The sequence below is a fragment of the Flindersiella endophytica genome, assembly GCF_054779015.1.
Genome location: NZ_BAAGYY010000043.1, coordinates 26,641 through 42,876, shown reverse-complemented (window position 1 = coordinate 42,876; position 16,236 = coordinate 26,641). Strand labels below are relative to the sequence as shown.

At 65.5% G+C, this 16,236-nt stretch carries 16 protein-coding genes; 9 read left to right on the top strand and 7 right to left on the bottom strand.

Annotated features, from left to right (window positions below):
• Positions 1-2 precede the first annotated feature (2 nt).
• Genes ACYVF6_RS43415 through ACYVF6_RS43385 form a run of 7 tightly spaced genes read left to right on the top strand, consistent with a single transcriptional unit; the run spans position 3 to position 4,924 of the window.
• Positions 3-788, top strand: coding sequence for a hypothetical protein (locus tag ACYVF6_RS43415; RefSeq protein ID WP_460532024.1), 786 nt, complete (start codon positions 3-5; stop codon positions 786-788).
• A complete protein-coding gene (locus tag ACYVF6_RS43410; protein WP_460532021.1) occupies positions 781-2,121 on the top strand; it encodes a CpaF family protein in 1,341 nt (446 codons plus the stop codon). Before ACYVF6_RS43415 ends, ACYVF6_RS43410 begins: the two co-directional genes overlap by 8 nt.
• The gene (locus ACYVF6_RS43405) at positions 2,118-2,984 is read left to right on the top strand and encodes a type II secretion system F family protein (RefSeq protein WP_460532018.1); all 867 of its coding nucleotides are present in this window, start codon (positions 2,118-2,120) and stop codon (positions 2,982-2,984) included. The genes ACYVF6_RS43410 and ACYVF6_RS43405 overlap by 4 nt, the downstream gene beginning before the upstream one ends.
• On the top strand, positions 2,981-3,847 hold the full coding sequence (locus tag ACYVF6_RS43400; protein WP_460532016.1) for a type II secretion system F family protein: 867 nt from the start codon (positions 2,981-2,983) through the stop codon (positions 3,845-3,847). The genes ACYVF6_RS43405 and ACYVF6_RS43400 overlap by 4 nt, the downstream gene beginning before the upstream one ends.
• A 39-nt stretch (positions 3,848-3,886) precedes the next feature.
• Positions 3,887-4,096 carry a hypothetical protein gene (locus ACYVF6_RS43395; protein ID WP_460532013.1) on the top strand — a complete coding sequence of 70 codons (210 nt, stop codon included), beginning with the start codon at positions 3,887-3,889 and terminating at the stop codon, positions 4,094-4,096.
• A gap of 16 nt (positions 4,097-4,112) precedes the next feature.
• The gene (locus ACYVF6_RS43390; protein ID WP_460532010.1) at positions 4,113-4,493 is read left to right on the top strand and encodes a TadE/TadG family type IV pilus assembly protein; all 381 of its coding nucleotides are present in this window, start codon (positions 4,113-4,115) and stop codon (positions 4,491-4,493) included.
• Positions 4,490-4,924 (top strand): TadE/TadG family type IV pilus assembly protein, encoded by a 435-nt coding sequence (locus ACYVF6_RS43385; RefSeq protein WP_460532007.1) that lies wholly within the window; start codon positions 4,490-4,492, stop codon positions 4,922-4,924. Before ACYVF6_RS43390 ends, ACYVF6_RS43385 begins: the two co-directional genes overlap by 4 nt.
• Here the strand turns inward: ACYVF6_RS43385 and ACYVF6_RS43380 are convergent.
• The gene (locus ACYVF6_RS43380) at positions 4,900-5,172 is read right to left on the bottom strand and encodes a hypothetical protein (RefSeq protein ID WP_460532004.1); all 273 of its coding nucleotides are present in this window, start codon (positions 5,170-5,172) and stop codon (positions 4,900-4,902) included. The genes ACYVF6_RS43385 and ACYVF6_RS43380 overlap by 25 nt on opposite strands.
• 228 nt (positions 5,173-5,400) lie before the next feature.
• Positions 5,401-5,919, bottom strand: a complete 519-nt coding sequence (locus ACYVF6_RS43375; protein ID WP_460532001.1) for a hypothetical protein — start codon at positions 5,917-5,919, stop codon at positions 5,401-5,403.
• Between the two features lie 456 nt (positions 5,920-6,375).
• Here ACYVF6_RS43375 and ACYVF6_RS43370 point away from each other — a divergent pair, with 456 nt between their 5' ends.
• Positions 6,376-8,274 carry an AfsR/SARP family transcriptional regulator gene (locus tag ACYVF6_RS43370; protein ID WP_460531998.1) on the top strand — a complete coding sequence of 633 codons (1,899 nt, stop codon included), beginning with the start codon at positions 6,376-6,378 and terminating at the stop codon, positions 8,272-8,274.
• Positions 8,275-8,406: 132 nt separating this feature from the next.
• Positions 8,407-8,652, top strand: coding sequence for a superinfection immunity protein (locus ACYVF6_RS43365; protein WP_460531995.1), 246 nt, complete (start codon positions 8,407-8,409; stop codon positions 8,650-8,652).
• Positions 8,653-9,188: 536 nt separating this feature from the next.
• Here the strand turns inward: ACYVF6_RS43365 and ACYVF6_RS43360 are convergent.
• The 5 genes from ACYVF6_RS43360 to ACYVF6_RS43340 all read right to left on the bottom strand — a co-directional run bounded on the left by ACYVF6_RS43360 (position 9,189) and on the right by ACYVF6_RS43340 (position 16,043).
• The gene (locus tag ACYVF6_RS43360) at positions 9,189-9,977 is read right to left on the bottom strand and encodes a GAF and ANTAR domain-containing protein (protein WP_460531992.1); all 789 of its coding nucleotides are present in this window, start codon (positions 9,975-9,977) and stop codon (positions 9,189-9,191) included.
• Between the two features lie 163 nt (positions 9,978-10,140).
• Complete coding sequence (locus tag ACYVF6_RS43355; RefSeq protein ID WP_460531989.1) at positions 10,141-10,914, bottom strand: GAF and ANTAR domain-containing protein; 774 nt, start codon at positions 10,912-10,914, stop codon at positions 10,141-10,143.
• A gap of 1,685 nt (positions 10,915-12,599) precedes the next feature.
• On the bottom strand, positions 12,600-13,178 hold the full coding sequence (locus ACYVF6_RS43350) for a tetratricopeptide repeat protein (protein ID WP_460531986.1): 579 nt from the start codon (positions 13,176-13,178) through the stop codon (positions 12,600-12,602).
• Entirely contained in the window at positions 13,156-14,916 is a 1,761-nt protein-coding gene (locus ACYVF6_RS43345) for a helix-turn-helix domain-containing protein (protein ID WP_460531983.1), read from the bottom strand. The genes ACYVF6_RS43350 and ACYVF6_RS43345 overlap by 23 nt, the downstream gene beginning before the upstream one ends.
• Before the next feature lie 572 nt (positions 14,917-15,488).
• Complete coding sequence (locus tag ACYVF6_RS43340) at positions 15,489-16,043, bottom strand: hypothetical protein (RefSeq protein ID WP_460531980.1); 555 nt, start codon at positions 16,041-16,043, stop codon at positions 15,489-15,491.
• Positions 16,044-16,236: the final 193 nt, after the last annotated feature.

The following is a 16,236-nucleotide window of genomic DNA, read 5'->3' as shown; positions in this document are numbered from 1 at the left end:
CCATGGCGATCATTTCCCTGTGCTCCGTCAAGGGTGCACCAGGCGTGACGACAACCGCGGTCGCGTTGACGATGGCCTGGAGGCAACCCGTCCTGCTGGTCGAGGCCGATCCCGCCGGCGGTGAGGTGCTGGCTGGATACCTGAGGGCCGAACTGGTCGATGCCCAAGACCTGCTGGACTTCGCGCGGAAAGTCAAACGAGGCGCGGGGGAGCGGGAGTTGTGGGCATCGACCTTGCCGCTCGACTTCGCCACACCGCGCTTTCTTCTGCCCGGTCTGGCGAATCCGGCAACCCAGGCGTCGATGGTCTCCACGAGCTGGGATCGCATCGCGAACGCACTTGCCGGCCTGACATATCAAGGTAGGTCGACGGACATCATCGTCGACTGCGGCCGCGTGGCTCAGGCTAATGCCCCCCTTCCCCTGCTACGGACCTCGGACGTGATCGCCGTCGTCGCCGCGAACCGGCTTCCGAGCGTTACAGCGGTGCACAGGCATCTATCGGCGTTACGGCACACCGCCTCGGCACACTCCAGAGTGCCACGGCTGTGCGTACTGGCTATGCGCCAGCCTGGTCATGGCCATCCGGTCGGCGAGTTGTCACGTGTTCTCGAGTGCCCGGTTGGTGCGGTGCCGTACGCGCCGAGGGCTGCCGCCGTCTTCAGCGCTGGAGCGGCAGGCGCCCACGGCGCACGATCTGCAAGGTACTTGCGCAGCATCCGATCGGCCGCGGCCACCTTGTGGGAGGCAGCGCACTGGACAGACCTGCAGGAGGTGGCGCATGGTTGAGCACACCACACCACGTTCCATCGTCCGTGAGATCGTGGGTCGCGTCGCCGATCCGCTGTCAGAGCGGTTGGACGGTGCCGCCGTCGCCGGCCCGGACCACCGACAGTACGCACGTGACGTGATCCGACGCGAGGTCACGGCCTGGTCCGACAGACAGGCTCGTACGAACGGTCGGGAGCCTACGCCGGCATTCGAGCAGATGCTTGCCGAGGCCGTCGACGCCGAACTGTTCGGCGTCGGCCCGTTCCAGCCCATGCTGAACGACGAAGCCGTCGAGAACATCGACGTCCACGGATGCGACCAGGTGTGGGTGACCCGTCGCACCGCCACTGGCGGTGAACGTGTCCCTGGCGCACCGGTCGCCGACTCCGACGCAGAACTCGTCGAGTTGCTGCAACAGCTCGCATCCCGTGAAGGGCAGCGAGATCGCAGCTTCACCCGAGCCAACCCCAAGCTGGACCTACGCCTACCGGATGGGAGCCGGCTGGCCGCAAAGAACTGGACTACGCCCCGGCCAGTGGTCTCGATCCGCAGGCATCGAGTCCGCAACGTCACCTTGTCCAACTTGGTGGAGTTCGGAACGGTCAGTCGCACTCTGGCGGAGTTCCTCGCCGCAGCGGTCCGCGCCAGGCGCAACATCGTCGTGACCGGAATGCCGAATGCCGGCAAGACGACCCTACTGCGTGCGATGGCCGCCGAGATCCACCCCATGGAACGATTCGCGACCATCGAGAAGGAGTACGAGCTCCACCTGCACGAGGATGACCGGCACCTGCAGGTCGTCGCGATGGAGGGCCGAGAGGGTACCGCGGACGGCTGCGGTGCGGTGACGTTGACCGAGCTGCTCACCGACGCGCTGCGGTTCAACCTCACCCGGATCATTGTCGGCGAGGTTCGCAGCGATGAGATCGTCGCCATGCTGGATGCGATGACCACTGGCAGCGGTGGATCCATGTGCACCATGCACGCCCGTTCGGCGCGCGATGCCATCCACCGGATGCACACCCTGTGCACACGATGGTCGCCGGGCATGTCGTCGCCAGCTGCCTATGCGTTGATCGCATCCGCTGTCGACTTGATCGTGCATCTCGACCTGATGGACCGGTCGTACCAAGGCGGTGGCATCGATCGGTACGTTGCCGAGGTCCTTGAGGTCCATGACGTCGCGGAGAACGGTCGTCCGTCGTCGACGATGGTGTTCGGACCCGGACCAGATGGTCGCGCGGTGCCGCAACACCGACCAAGCTTTCAGCCCGAGCTGGTGAACGCCGGGTTCGAACCCTCGTTGTTGGATACTCAGCTCGGCAACGGGTTTACAGAGGTGAGCCCATGACCGTCCTCCTCGCTGCCGTACTTGGAGCAGGATTCGGCCTTGGGCTCCTGCTTCTCATCACTGAAATCTGCGGTACGCCTCTGTTCGGCGCCGAGTCCGGCCAGTCCAGGGTCAGCAAACGTGTGAAGGCCATTCGAGTCTCGGCCGTACAGTTGGTTGCCGCTGTAGGAGTCGGAGTGGCCGTGCAGCTGGTCGTTGGATGGCCGGTGCCGGCGCTCATCGCCGCCGTCATCGTGATGGCTCTCCCCGGTCTGCTTGGGCGCCGCACACCCAAGGCGGCAGTAACGATTGCGCGGCTGGAAGCGCTGGGCGAGTGGTGCCGCAGGCTGGGCGACCTGCTCGCCTCAGGGCACAGCATCGAGGAAGCCATTACAGCCAGCCGGCGCACAGTACCCGGCCCGATCCGAATAGAAGTCGGCGCGCTCGTCGCTCGGCTGCGTACGGGAGCCAAGACGCAGGCGGCTCTGCGTACCTTTGCGGATGAGCTGGCCGACCCCTCCGCCGACCTCGTTGTACTCGCGCTGCTATTGGCGTCCAGACGTCGCGGTGCTCAGCTAGGCTCCGTGCTCGAAGGACTGGCGTCCAGCGTTGCCGACGAAGTTGTGATGCGTCGCCGCGTCGAGGCGGACCGAGCCAAACCTCGTACGACCGCGCGACTGGTCATGTTGCTGAGCGTCGGCGCAGCCGTAGGAATGGCTGCCCTGCAACCGGACTACCTGACCGGATACGACAGCTTCCTTGGCCAAGTCATCCTGGCCGCGCTCGCGTTAGCCATGGCCGGGCTGTGGTTGTGGATGCGAGCTCTGGCCGCACCGAAACCGCTCCCTCGCCTGCTGAAGCCTAGTCCAGGAGTGCGGCTATGACCTGGGTACTGGCGGCGTTGATTGGTGCACTGGGTGGCGCGGGCATCCTGCTGCTCGTACAGGCGGTCGCGCCGGCGCAGCCCCGCCTGGACCTCGCTCTCGACCGCCTCACCGGCGCCGAACGTCCACACTCAGTGCAGTCTCCGCTCGTATCCTTGGCAAGCTGGGCCGAGCGCCACAGGTGGATCAGGGCGTCGGAGCAAGACCTCGAGCTGGCCGGGTGGACCCGCGCGGGGTTCCTAGCCAGAAAACTGACCTGGGCGACCATCGGTGTTGCCGCGCCGCTGCCGCTGGCATTCATCCTGACGTTGTCGGGGATCGATCTCCCTGTCCTGCTACCGCTGCTGGCCTCACTGTGTCTTGGCGCCCTGTTCTTCATGCTGCCCGACGCCGAGCTGAAGCAGCGAGCATCCGACGCCCGGCAAGAGATCCGCCACGCGGTCTGCGCCTACCTGGACATGGTCGCGTTGGAGCGTGCCGCCGGCTCGGGCCCAGTCGAGGCTCTGGAGGAGGCCGCACGCCACGCGGACGCCCGGGCATTCACGCGTATTGCGGCAGCTCTGCAGCGGGTGCAACTAGCCGGCAGACCGGCGTGGGACGGACTCGCCGAGCTCAGCGAGTCTCTGGCAGTACCGGCACTGACCGACGTCGCCGACATCGTTCGGCTGTCCGGTGAGGACGGCGCTGGCGTCTACCACACCCTGCGCGCTCGCGCGGCGAGCTTACGTGCCGAGATGCTGACCGACGCAGCGACGCAAGCCAACGCGGACTCCGAGCGTCTGGTGATCCCGGCCAGCCTAACGGTGATCGTCTTCATCGCTTTCATCGGCGCACCGGTACTGGGAAAGCTCTTGTTTCCATAGACGTTCGCCGATAGCGGCGAGGAGAAAGGAATCGAGGAAATGGATGAGAAGCTCTTCATCGAGCACTTGCTGGTCATCGCGTCGGCCCTACGTGCAAGGCTCGTGTACGCCTGGCGAGAACGGCGCAAGGAGACCGGCATGACCACTCTCGAAGTCGCCGTCATCACCTTGGGGCTCCTGGTCATCGCGACCGCCATCGTCGCCGCGGTGAAGGCCGCGGTCGATCAGCGGATCGCCAAGATCAACTAGCGTTCGGGCAAACACGATGAGTCCCCGGCACGAGCGTGGAGCGGTCAACCTGGAGATCGCCGTGCTGATGCCCGCCGTCCTGGCGTTGGTGCTCGTCGCCATCCAGGCCGCGGCCGTGTACCACGCCCACAACCTGGCCCTGTCCGCCGCACGCGAAGGCGTGCGGGTCGCACGAGGCTACGGCAGCACGACAGGTGCCGGCATCCAAAGCGCAGAGGGCTACCTACGCACCGTTGCCGGCGACGCGCTGCAGGACACATCCGTGTCGAGCAGTGGGAGTACGGCCTCCAGGGTACGGATCGAAGTCACAGGTAAGAGCATGGACGTCATTCCCGGCATGTCCATCACCGTGACCGAGGTAGCCCACGGTCCCCGTGAGGTGGTGACACGCCCATGACCAGCCGTCTCGAACGAGAACGAGGATCGGCCGCCCTCGAGTTGGTGATCCTCGCACCCGTCCTGCTTGCTGTGATCGGGCTGGTGATCCTCGGCGGACGAATCCAGATCGCCGGAGGCGCCGTTGAACAAGCAGCGGCCGACGCCGCCAGACAGGCGTCGTTGTCCCGTGACCCCGGTGGCGCACGCAGTAAGGCGACGGCGGCGGCATCGGATGCCCTGCGGCGGGAAGCTGTGCCGTGTACCTCGGTGAGCGTGGAAGTAGATACGGCCGGATTCGGTGTACCGGTCGGTGTTCCGGCCCAGGTCGGAGCGCACGTATCGTGCGTCGTGCCTCTGTCAGGCCTCGTCCTCGGAGCGCCCGGGAGCAAGACACTGAGCGCTGATGCCGTGAGCGTCCTGGACACCTACCGCGAGAGGACGAGCCGATGAGAGACGCACAACGGGCGTGTGACCGTGAACGTGGCGCTGTCAGCGCGTTCGTCGCCGTCGCTGTCCTCGCGATGCTGTTCGCTGCTGGGCTGGCCGTCGACGGCGGGACCCGAGCCCGTACTGCCGCCAAAGCCAACGCTCTTGCCGCCGAGGCTGGGCGAGCCGCTGCCCAACAGGTCGTAGCGTCGGAGGCGGTCAGAGGTGAGGCAGTCACTCTTGATCGGAACGAGGCCGTCCGTGCCGCCCATGCCTACCTCGACCGAGCAGGCGCTCTAGGACATGTCAATGTCAGCTCTACGCAAGTGGTGGTTGAGACCAGCCTCCAGTGGCATCCGATCCTCCTGAGCATGCTCGGAGTGGAGCCCGAACCCATGCACGGGCGCGCCACAGTCGAAGTCGTGCATCGCTAGGCAAGGGAGGCTGCCATGGTTACTCGGATCGGACGTGGGATCGCAGCGCTCGCCGCCCTGGCAGCACTACTGGTTGGTGTCCCGGTTGTGCTCATCACGGCGGCCGGGAACCCACTGCCTGAAGACATCCTCAGCCTGCAAGAGGTTCAGGACTTCCTGGTGCATCCGGACATGGGCGTGGTCCTCATACCCGCACTCGCCGTCGCAGGGTGGATCACCTGGGCTCTCTTCGCGCTGTCTGTCGTTCTCCGGATGATCGCGCACCTCGTTGACTTCGCAGCCGCACCGCGCCTCCCCGGTCGACGCACCGCTGACGTCCTGGTCAGCGCCGTCGTTGCGATGGCCGCCGGAAGCCCACTCACTCAGGCCATGGCTAGCACGACGACGCCCTACGCCGTCACGGCCGAACGCGAACCGCAACCGCCCGACGACGAGGCTGACCAACCCGTCACCACGAAGTGGATAACGGTCCGCCGAGGCGACACCCTGTGGAGCCTCGCCGAAGAGCACCTCGGTGACGGCCGGCGGTACAAAGAGATCGTCGATCTCAACGCTGGCCGGATCAGTGACGAGGACTGGCTGCAACCCGGATGGCGCCTCCGTGTTCCCACACAAGAACAGGACAGCAGGCCGTCAGACGCGCGGCCCACTGTGAAGAAGGCCGGAACAGTCCACGAGATCCGGGACGGAGACACGCTCACTGAGCTGGCCAGACACTACCTTGGCAACGGCGAACGTTACCCGGAAATCTTCAACGCCAACAAGGGAGTACTCCAAGCCGACGGCTACCGGCTCACCGACCCAGACGAGCTCGACATCGGATGGCAGCTGCGTATACCAACGCCCGCTCGCGAGGACACATCTGACCCCGAACCGCGGCGCGAACGACTAACAACCAAACCAACTGTCAGACCTACACCGCAGCCGACAGAGCGCCCGTCGCAATCCACGCCGACGCCGACCGATGACGCCTATGAACCAGGACCGCTAATCACCAGCCGCACACCGTGTCCGTCGCCGACAGATCCGACGTTGTGGACCATGCCCGAGACGCAGAAGGGCATCCAACTCAACGTCGGCGGCATCCTTGGCTACGGCGGCTACCTGGCCGCCGCCATCACCGGTCTTCTCACCTTCCGGCGTAAACGCCACCACGTCCGACGCATGCCCAGTCAGCGCCTCGCATCCCCGGCGTCGCCGACAACCGGTACCGAACGCGTCATGCGGGCCACCCAAGACCCCGCTGGCATCGACCGTGTCAACCACGTCCTGCGGCTCATCGCCAAAGACCTGACTGGCCGGCAGCGCATCATCCCGGCGCTGACGGCAGTCCGCCTCACGGACGAGCACATCGAACTCCACCTCGCCGCAGAAACCGACCAGCCACCCGCGCCGGCTTGCGAGTTCTCGTCGCAACTCTGGACCGTCCCAAACGATGCCGAGCTTCCCGAGGTCGATCCCGGCGAGATCTCCAGCCCATACCCGGCCTTGGTCACGCTCGGACGCGACCAGCACGGCAACCACGTGCTGGTCGACCTCGAGACCGCCGGAGCGGTCAACCTCCTCGGCCCTCAAGACCGGGCGATCGAGGTGCTGTCCGCCATGGCGATCGAGATGGCCGCCAGCCCGTGGGCCGACGACCTCGCCGTCACCGTCGTCGGATTCGGCGATGACCTACCTGACGCCCTACCGGGAACCGTTCGCCACGTCCAGCAGCTGGACGACGCCCTGGATGAGCTGGCACCGAAGGCCGCCGAACGGCAGCGGTTGATCGCATCCGCCGAGGCTCCCGACGTACGTACGGCTCGTACGAACGACGTCGACGCAGACGCCTGGACACCAGAGATCCTGCTCTGCGCCGAACCGCCCAACGAGGACCAGACCGCTCAGCTCGCCGAATGCGTACTCGCCGAACCGCGGCTGGCGATCACCGCAGTCGTGACTGTGGCCGACGCCAACCACGCAATCGACGATGGTTGGCACTTGGACCTCAACGAGCCGTACGTATCGACCCTGGAGCTACCTTGGCCAATCAGACTCCAGGTGCTCACACAACTCGAGTACACCGAGATCACCGCCGCCTTGCGCACGGCCGGACAACCTACTCCAGATGCTGAACCCGGGCCGGTGTCCTTGCCCGTTCAGGTCGGACCTATGGACAAGGACGAAACCCACATCGAGCCGCAACCCGAGGCCCCGATCATTCGTGTACTCGGACCTGTGGAGATCGAAGGCGCCAAAGGCAGCCGGGAAGAGGGCAAGGAAGGGCAACTGACGGCGTTGGCCTGCTACCTGGCGCTGCACCCTGGCACCACCAGCCACGCCATCCAGGAGGCGCTCTGGCCCGGACGACGAACGACATCAGGCACCCGCACCACCGCCCTGTCCAAGCTGCGCCGCCGCCTCGGCACTGACGCCGATGGAAACGCCTTCCTCCCGGTCAAGGCGGATGGCTACCGTCTGGCCGATTCCGTCGGCCTGGACTGGGACCTGTTCCTTCAGCTCGCCCGAAGGGGAATGGCCGACCAGACAGCCGACGGGACGGCATACCTGGAGCGGGCACTTCAGTTGATTCGCGGGCGGCCGTTCGAGGGTGTCAACTACACCCACTACAGCTGGATCGATCCGCACCTCACTGAGATGACCGCCGCGATCGTGGACGTAGCCCACGAGCTCGCCCAGCGACACCTCGCCAGGCAAGACTTCACCGCCGCACGGACCGCCATCGCCAAGGGCAGACTCGCCGATCCAGGCAACCAGGCACTCTGGATCGACCTGCTCCGCACCGAAGCGGCAGCCGGCAACCCCGATGCCCTGCGTGCCGCAGCTGACCGCTACCTCGCCCAATGCGCGGACCTCGATATCGACCCCGAACCCGAAGTCACGCAACTCCTCGGGCGGTCCGCCGCATCCGAGTCTGGAGAACGGCTACGGCCGTAGACCGGCATCCCGCAGACGATCCACACGGCAGCTGCCTCGCCGCGCATTGCCTGATCCCTGACGTCACAGTTCAGCTCATCGACGCGCATACCTCGGGTAACAGGTCACTATAAGAACATCTGAGGACGCCTCATGGACTGGTTACTACTCGCCATCGTTGCAAGCGCACTCCTCGCCGGGTACCTCCTGCCGTCGATCATCGCCGTCGCACGGAAGGCACCGAGCGCCGGATCAGCCGTCGTGATCAACGTCCTCCTCGGTTGGACACTCATCGGATGGGCAGTCGCTCTCGCAGTCGCATGCCGATCACGTCAGCCATCGACAGTCGTACACGTGCACCACGACCCCAATCAGCGCGAACCGCGCCCACTCCGATAGGCCAACACGAGCCGACAGCTGGAGCGACAGCCGCACACCGCCGAGGCGGGCGTGGTGATACCGCCCGCATGCCGACCGTGACGGCACTGCTGTGCCCCGTCCGTCGATGTCGTTGCACGGGCTGCCGTTACACCTCCCGCCCTCCGGTGCCGCGAGCACTGCCTTGCTTGAGCTCGACGGATGCCGAATACCTGTTCAGCGCAGGTTAGGTACCCAGGCCAGCTTGTCGATAGGGCTCGGAACTCTCAATGTCCTGACTGGCGAGCAGCGGCTCACGCTGAGGCGGAGCAGGGGCAACACGGCATGGTCGGCCGGCAACCAGGCCGAAGGCGGCCGGAGGGGATCACCTGGCGTGTTGGACTTCGGCACGCAGTAGCGCCACTCCGTGCCTTCGGGGATCTCGCGTTCTTGCACGTCGCCGACGATCCAGCGGTCCCGCTCGTCGGGCCTGCCGAGCGGAAGGTGTCATGCCTCAAGAAGTTGGTGGGTTTCCGGGCTTGGGTGGCGGTATCAGGGGTGTGTGCGAGGGGTTGGGGTCAGGTTGGCTGGTTTGGTGGGCGGTGGGGTTTGGTTGGTGTGGTCAGGACGGTGTGGGGGGCCAGTTGTTGGTTGGCGATGTCGTTGGCGACGGCGGTGAGTCGGAGGCGGTGGTTGCGGGCGTAGGCGCGGAGCCGTTCGAAGGCTTCGTCGATGGGGATCTGGCCGGCGTGAGAGAGGACGCCTTTGGCTTGTTCGATGGTGATCCGGCTGTTGAGGGCGCCTTGGAGTTGCTCGGTGAGGACTTCGCTGCGGCGGATCGCGCGTTCTTGGAGGATGCCGATGGTGGCGGTGTCGGCCAGCGCGCGAGCCACGGTCAGGTCCTGTTCGCCGAGCGGACCGGGCTGGTCGCCGAACAGGTTGAGGGCTCCGATGATCTGGCGGCGTAGCCGCAGCGGGACGGCGTGCACCGATCGGAAGCCTTCCCGCAACGCTTCGGGTGCGAAGGTCGGCCACCGTTGTTGTGCTTGTTCCAGGTCTTCGACGTTGACGGGCTCGCCGAGCCGGTAGGCGTCCACGCACGGGCCCTCGTCGGCTTGGAGCTGGAGGAGTTCCAGCAGCCTGGTCCGCTCGCTGGAGGCCGCCATCACCTGCAGGCCGTGTCGCTGGTCCGACAGCAGCAGGCCGGCAGCGCTGGCACCCAGGAGGTCGACACAGTTGCGGGCCAGCCGGTGCAGCAGCTCGACCACGTCGTACTCGTCGACCAGGGTGTCGGCCATCTCCACGAACGCGAGGATCAGCTGCTGCTCACGCCCTTCAGCTGCTTCGGCTGTGGCTACTTCATTCATGACTGTCTCATCTCCCCTGACAACGGTAACGGCCAGCGACACCCACAGGCCACCGGTGGGCTGTGTCCGATGGATCTGTGTCCGATCGGGCTGATCTGTCTCTGATCGGTCTGATCTGGGCCGGAGACTGGTCTGGTTTCGGTGCTGGTCGCGGTGGTCGTTCTCATTGGCCGATCGCCTCGGGATCCAGCCGGCCGGTCACGATGTCGGCGGCCACCTGGTCCAGCAGCAGGTCGACGGTGAAGGCGTACCCGCGTAGCTGGGCCAACGCCTGATCCATCGGCACCGCCAGTGCCGCGCTTACCACGCCGGTGGCCTGATGGACCGCGACCCGGTCCAACCCCAGGCCATCGATCCATTCACCGCTGACCTGACCTTCCGCGCCGGTGCTGGAGGCCGCCAGCAGCGCGCTGGTGGCCACATCGGTGATCAGCAACGCGGTGGACACCTCGGCCTCCGACAACCATCCCGGCGTGTGCCGGTACATGTCCAACGCACCGAACCGTGCGGCGCCCCGCTGCAACGGGAACGCGAAGATCGCCCCGACCCGCCGCGACACCTGCTCGGTGTCGAACTGGGCCGCGGCCTGTGCCGCGAACACCGGCCACGCCGCCCCGGCATCCTTCGCCAGATCCGTCACAAGCACCGGACGGCCGGTCTCGAACGCCTCGTAACACGGGCCCTCACCCAGGCTGAACTGCAAGTCCTCAATCTGCTCGACCACGCTGTCGCTGGCGTACATGCTCTGCCGATGCCGCCTGCCCACCATCACCGACACCGAGGCACCATCCACCGGCAACAGCTCCACACACGTCTGACACACCGTGACCAGCGCCGTCAGCGCCCCCCGCCCCTCACGCAGCGACGCCAACACCTTCGAAACCAACGCCGACACCGCACCCGATGCCGCGCCGGGGACAGCATCCGAACCACGCACCACCGCCACACCTCCTCAAAGAGGGTGATCAGGACCTCTCGGCGGTGGCGGGGTCACGACCCGCACCAAGACGCATGGACCACACTCGACGTATCGCCACCCTAACCCGGCCCCTGGCACAACACGCCGGTACGGCACCCACAGTGCTCGCCCAGCCACGGGCTCCCAGTCGTCACCTGGCGGCAAGGGTTTCTGCGCTGAGCGGTGAGATCGGCTGCGGGCTCGCGGGTAACCTCCTGCCATGGCGAGCGAGACCTTGGACCCGGCCGATCGCCCTGGCCAGGAGGCAGGACAGGACGGTCCGCGGTCCCCACTGCTGGAGAAAGATCCTGCCTGGCAGCCGTATGTGGATGAACTTCGCCAACGCGCCGAAGCAGGCGCTGGGGCAGCGACGGCCGCGTTGGCCGACCTGCCGCGTCGTATCCCCAAGCTGGCCGAGATTTGGGAATTGACGCACGTCGTGAAGGCGTTTGGCTTCGGCGTTCCGGTCGGCCGCCCGAAGCAGACCGTTCAGGCGGTCCTTGAGTTCGGGACCGGCCGCATTGGTCGCCCGGTACTCTCGGACTGGAGTTCCGCAACGCGGGCAATGCCCACTGAGCATCGACACCCATCGTGGGACCAGACCACCTACGACGAGAAGTGCTCCTCGTGGGCCGGGAAGCTCTCCGAAACCTGGGAGCGTGCGGTCAACCTCGAGGTGATCCACGAAGTCTTCGACCGAGGAGATCCGAGCTCCGCCTCAAGCAGCTGCGCACCCTTTCCCGATTCACACCAGACGACGATCGGGAGTACCAGACCGGCTACGGGCGATGCTCGACGTGGGCGAGACGGCACGACAAGGACCCCGAGTTCAACTACGTTCCACGGGATGTCCGCGAGATGGAGCAAGCTCTCGAGGACATCAAGACCTGGTACAACAGGATCAGGACATACAAGAACTGAATCCTGCGACAGTGCGGGCGCTGGTGTAGCACCGTTCACGCTGAACGGCACCAAGCCCAAGGTTCCGGCTCGCCCGCGCTCTGGGTGATCAACGGATGCCTTCACATGGTGGCGGCCATTGGCTGCCACCAGCGCATCAACGCTCGCGAGGATCCGACCGGTCCACTGCTTGCATCCCCCGAGCGGCATCCTGTCCTATCGTCCCCAGATCCAGTACCCGCGAGCTGCAACGAGGCCCGGTCACAGATGAGGTCATCACAGCGCTTCCTCCGGCTGGACGCGCTGTAGGCGGATGCGTCCGCGTCGGATGCCTGAGAGCTTGGCGGAGATTGGCGGGCGTAGGTATCGTGACAAAGGCTGCGGAAGGTGTTCGCCGTCTGACGCAGCGACAGATGTTGAAGACAATTCGCTTATAGGTTTTTCGCTCAGCCAGACATGGTGAAGATGCAGGTCTGTACAGCGCTCAGGCGCTAAGACCTGAAAGCGGAAGGTCGGCGGTTCGAACCCGCCCCTGCCCACCGCATATCTCTGACCTGCGAAAACTCCTCTAGGCGAGCAAGCCTGAAGCGGTGTACACCGCTGGAACAGAGGAAAACCTTGCGGTCACCAAACACGCTCGCCCGGCGCTTTCCCCAGGGCATGAGCGGTCATCGCACCCCTCAGCCCAAGAACCTCGACGCCGGTGTCTTCCGGTATCGACGTCGAACGGCAACTCCGCCAGTTCCGCAGCTCGCATCGCCACCTCATTCTCTGGCGAGTTTCGCCCGGAGCCGACACGCATCCGATTGTGCAAGGTCGTCGTAGATCGTCAGGGCCTGCCGCCAAGCGGCCTCGGCGGCACCGGGGCATCCGGTCGCGTGGTACGAGTCGCCGAGCTGCTCGAGAGAACCGCTTTCACCAGTACGGTCGCCGAGTTCTCGGTACAGGCCGATGGCCTCCAGGTAGGCAGTGGCGGCCTGATCGAACTCGCCGAGCTGGTGATGTATGTAGCCAAGGCTGTCCCAGGTGTCGGCCTCGCCATGGGAGTCGCCGAGTTGTTGGAGCAGGGCGAGGGCCTGTTGGCAAGCGGCCAGCGCTTTCAGACCGTCGCCGAGTTGGACATGGAGCCATCCAAGCGCGTTAAGGGCATGTGCCTGCCCTGGACGGTGGCCGGCTTCTCGAAACAGCCGCAGCGCCGCGTGTGCGTGGTGGAGCGCCGCCTCGGGACAGCCCTGCCGTTCGTATGCACCGACGTGGTCGATCCGGGCCAGCGTCTGGCCAACGTCGTCTCCGGCTACCGCGAACAGTTCGGCTGCGAGATCAAGCCGAGTGTGTGCGGCCACGTACTGGCCTCGCCACATATCCGCGAGAGCTATGCCACGATGGCCGCGGGGCCTGTGCGACCGGATCCCCTAACCGTTCGGCGGAAGGCAGCGCGGTGCGCTCTGCGGCGGCTAGGTTGTCCCAGTATCCCTGTCCGTCGAGGAACAGCATGAAGGTCCAGGCCAGCTGCCACGCGTGGCGGTCGAAGCCGCCACGGTTTGCCATCTGGATGGCGGACAGAAGCGCGGCCTGCTCGATGGCGAACCAAGCACTGGCATGCTGTCGATTGACAAAATTCTCAGCCACGACACTGGGCTCGGGTAGTACCAGGCGGATCGAGGCCCGATGCGGGTACAGGACCTTCCCGGCATTATTGGCGGTCTGCAGGTAATGGTCCAGCAAGCGACGCACAGCGGCATCCCGTTGGCCGGCGGACTCAACGGACGCTGACAACTCGGCCGCATAGCAATGCAGGAGGTCGTGGCTGCTGTAACGGCCGGGTGCCTGCTCGGTGAGTAGATGCGCGCGAGCCAGCTCGGCGAGCGCGGACCGTGCCTCCCTGGTGTTCACGCCCGCCAGACTGGCCGCGGCGGGTACTGATACCTCTGGACCTGGGTGCAGGCCGAGCAGTCGGAGCATGCGCGCGGCGCTCGGGCCAAGTGTGTGGTACGACCACGACAGCGCCGCTCGAACATTGGTCGCAGGATCACCACTGTCGAATGCGTCCAGGCATCCCTGTTCATCCTTGAGCTCTACCGCCAGCGACTCCAGCCCAAAGCTGGGATGGTTGGCCGCGCGTGCGGCCATCACCGCCAATGCCAACGGCAACCCGGCGCATCGTCGGATGAGCTCGTCAACGGCCGCCGGTTGCTCTGCAAGCCGATCTTCACCCAACCGCCGGGAGAGCAGCTCTCGGGCCTCCTCCGGTCTGAGCAGACCCAGAGTCAGCGGGTAAGCGCCTTCGGCCGCCACCAGTCCGGAAAGCTGGTCGCGGCTGATCACGACCACGCAGGCCGAGGAGCCAGGCAGCAAGGGACGCACTTGCTCCTCGTCGCGGGCGTTGTCCAGCACGATCAGCACGCGCCGGCCCACGACGACGGAACGCCACAAAGCCGCCTGGGCCGGCAGGCCGACAGGAATCTGAGCCGGCGGCACACCGAATGCGTCAAGCAGCGCCCGAACTGCCTCGTCTGGCCCAAGGGCCGATCTGCCAGGATCGAAGCCTCGTAGATCGAGGTACAGCTGCCCGTCGCGAAAGTTGTCGGCAACGCGATGGGCCCAGTGCACCACCAACGCCGTTTTGCCGACCCCTGCGGTGCCGGTTACCGCAGCCAGCCGCACCGCCGTGTCCTCGTTGCTCGTTGTCAGCAGTGCATCGCTCAATGCGGAGATGTCAGCTGTACGGCCCACGAAATAGAGCGGATCGATCGGCAGTTGCCGCGGCACTTGCGCCACCTTGCCGTCAGATCCGACAGGCGCCGCTGCCAGAGCATCGTTCCAGTAGCCGTCACGCGCCGCAGCCTCGAAAGCGTCCCGCTCACCCGCGACGACTCCCAGCGCATCGGCAAGTAGCCGCACTGTTTGCCGGCGCGGGTGCCGAACCCGGCCACTCTCCAGCTGCACGATCGTCCGCGTGCTCACGCCGCTCTTGTCAGCCAATTGCTCCTGTGTCAACCGAGAGCGCCGGCGGATCGCCCTGACCAGACCACCAAAGCCCCGATCTTCCTCGTCCTTGGGCTCCCGATCCTCATGCATCATCCGGACGCAACCTCCAAATAGACGAATCTTGCTGCCATTCTGGTGCGCCTGCTCGTCACGGCTATCCGAACCGCTGCCGCCGGCAGCGCTCCCTGCGCTGCCGGCGGCCCTGAAGTGCCCGAAGGGTGTAACCGTGAGGAATTGGCTCCGCTCGCTGGGCCGAGGTCGCATTGGTCGGCGCTGCGAACGGAACTCCAGCAGGAGTAGAACCCCTTCTGAGCTCCCCGACGAAGGACAAGGCGACTGCTACAAGCCGATAGGCGAGCGTGGTGAGAGGTTCCACTCGAGCAAGAAGCCCTGCATCTGGCCGATCGGCCGTGCATGCTTTCGCCCTTCCGCAGGACGTGCGCGAAGCACTGGCCTGTGTGTACCTGCTATGCCGACGGACGTGGCTGACGTCGGTGAACCCGACCACCGGACCAAACTGCAGAGGCCACCTGTCGCAGTGGTTGGAGGTCAAGGTACAGGCAGCTCTCGACCCTGTTCGCCTGATGAGCCAGGCTCTGCGTGGGCTCCCGACGGCCGTAACCGCCGGGAGCCCACTTCATCTCCGGGACGTCTACAGCTTGGGCTCAGGCTCGCCTGAGCCGCAACGAGTCGATATGGTCGTTAGCCGCTGAGCCAACATTGGCCGTATCTGCCCTCCATGGGCCGTAGGTCGCTCCACCGTAGTTGGTGTTGTCATAGCCTGTAACGATCTGACACACGTTGAACCGCTTGAAGGACGTAATTCGATTTCGCCACGCCGGAACGAGTGCGCTGATCCCGTAGCCGGCGGTGTCGCACGGGCCGGCCGAACCCTCCAGGCGGGTGCTCGCGCCGCCGAAATTTGCGTCTTCGTAGACCACCAGCAACAGTGTTGTGGCCTGCGGCGACGGGTCGTTGGCTGCGCGCAGTCGGGCCGCCGCCTCCGGTGAATCCGCGCAGTAACGCCCCGCCACTCGCGAGACGCTTTGACCTGGCTTCAGTTTGTCCAGCACAACGATGCAGTGCTCCTCGGAATCGACAACCTGCGACGACGACCCGCTGCTAGAAGCGAGGGCCGTACCGCCGGTGGCGGCCGCCAGCGCAGTAATCATTCCGACCGTGGCCGCCATGCATCGACCAAGCATCGTGAGAGATCTCATTCCAGTCCACCTTCTTTCCATTGGTGTGAGGCACTTACGGGTTTTCAGGCCCACCTTTCATCTGTTGTCGACAGCTACCTACACAAGATATTCGCTGGCCCGCAACGGACCAGGCAGTTTCCTCGGCAGCTTTACCCGCAGCGACGGCGCTGACAAGCGCACACATGTTGCTGGACGGTCATGGGCAGATATC

Coding starts and splice junctions, on each gene's coding strand:
- ACYVF6_RS43405 (WP_460532018.1), top strand. CDS start 2,118: ATGACCGTCCTCCTCGCTGCCGTACTTGGAGCAGGATTCGGCCTTGGG.
- ACYVF6_RS43365 (WP_460531995.1), top strand. CDS start 8,407: ATGGACTGGTTACTACTCGCCATCGTTGCAAGCGCACTCCTCGCCGGG.
- ACYVF6_RS43415 (WP_460532024.1), top strand. CDS start 3: ATGGCGATCATTTCCCTGTGCTCCGTCAAGGGTGCACCAGGCGTGACG.
- ACYVF6_RS43370 (WP_460531998.1), top strand. CDS start 6,376: ATGCCCGAGACGCAGAAGGGCATCCAACTCAACGTCGGCGGCATCCTT.
- ACYVF6_RS43395 (WP_460532013.1), top strand. CDS start 3,887: ATGGATGAGAAGCTCTTCATCGAGCACTTGCTGGTCATCGCGTCGGCC.
- ACYVF6_RS43400 (WP_460532016.1), top strand. CDS start 2,981: ATGACCTGGGTACTGGCGGCGTTGATTGGTGCACTGGGTGGCGCGGGC.
- ACYVF6_RS43390 (WP_460532010.1), top strand. CDS start 4,113: ATGAGTCCCCGGCACGAGCGTGGAGCGGTCAACCTGGAGATCGCCGTG.
- ACYVF6_RS43380 (WP_460532004.1), bottom strand. CDS start 5,172: ATGGGCGGCACGGACGGCCTCGTTCCGATCAAGAGTGACTGCCTCACC.
- ACYVF6_RS43410 (WP_460532021.1), top strand. CDS start 781: ATGGTTGAGCACACCACACCACGTTCCATCGTCCGTGAGATCGTGGGT.
- ACYVF6_RS43385 (WP_460532007.1), top strand. CDS start 4,490: ATGACCAGCCGTCTCGAACGAGAACGAGGATCGGCCGCCCTCGAGTTG.
- ACYVF6_RS43345 (WP_460531983.1), bottom strand. CDS start 14,916: ATGATGCATGAGGATCGGGAGCCCAAGGACGAGGAAGATCGGGGCTTT.
- ACYVF6_RS43340 (WP_460531980.1), bottom strand. CDS start 16,043: ATGAGATCTCTCACGATGCTTGGTCGATGCATGGCGGCCACGGTCGGA.
- ACYVF6_RS43360 (WP_460531992.1), bottom strand. CDS start 9,977: ATGAATGAAGTAGCCACAGCCGAAGCAGCTGAAGGGCGTGAGCAGCAG.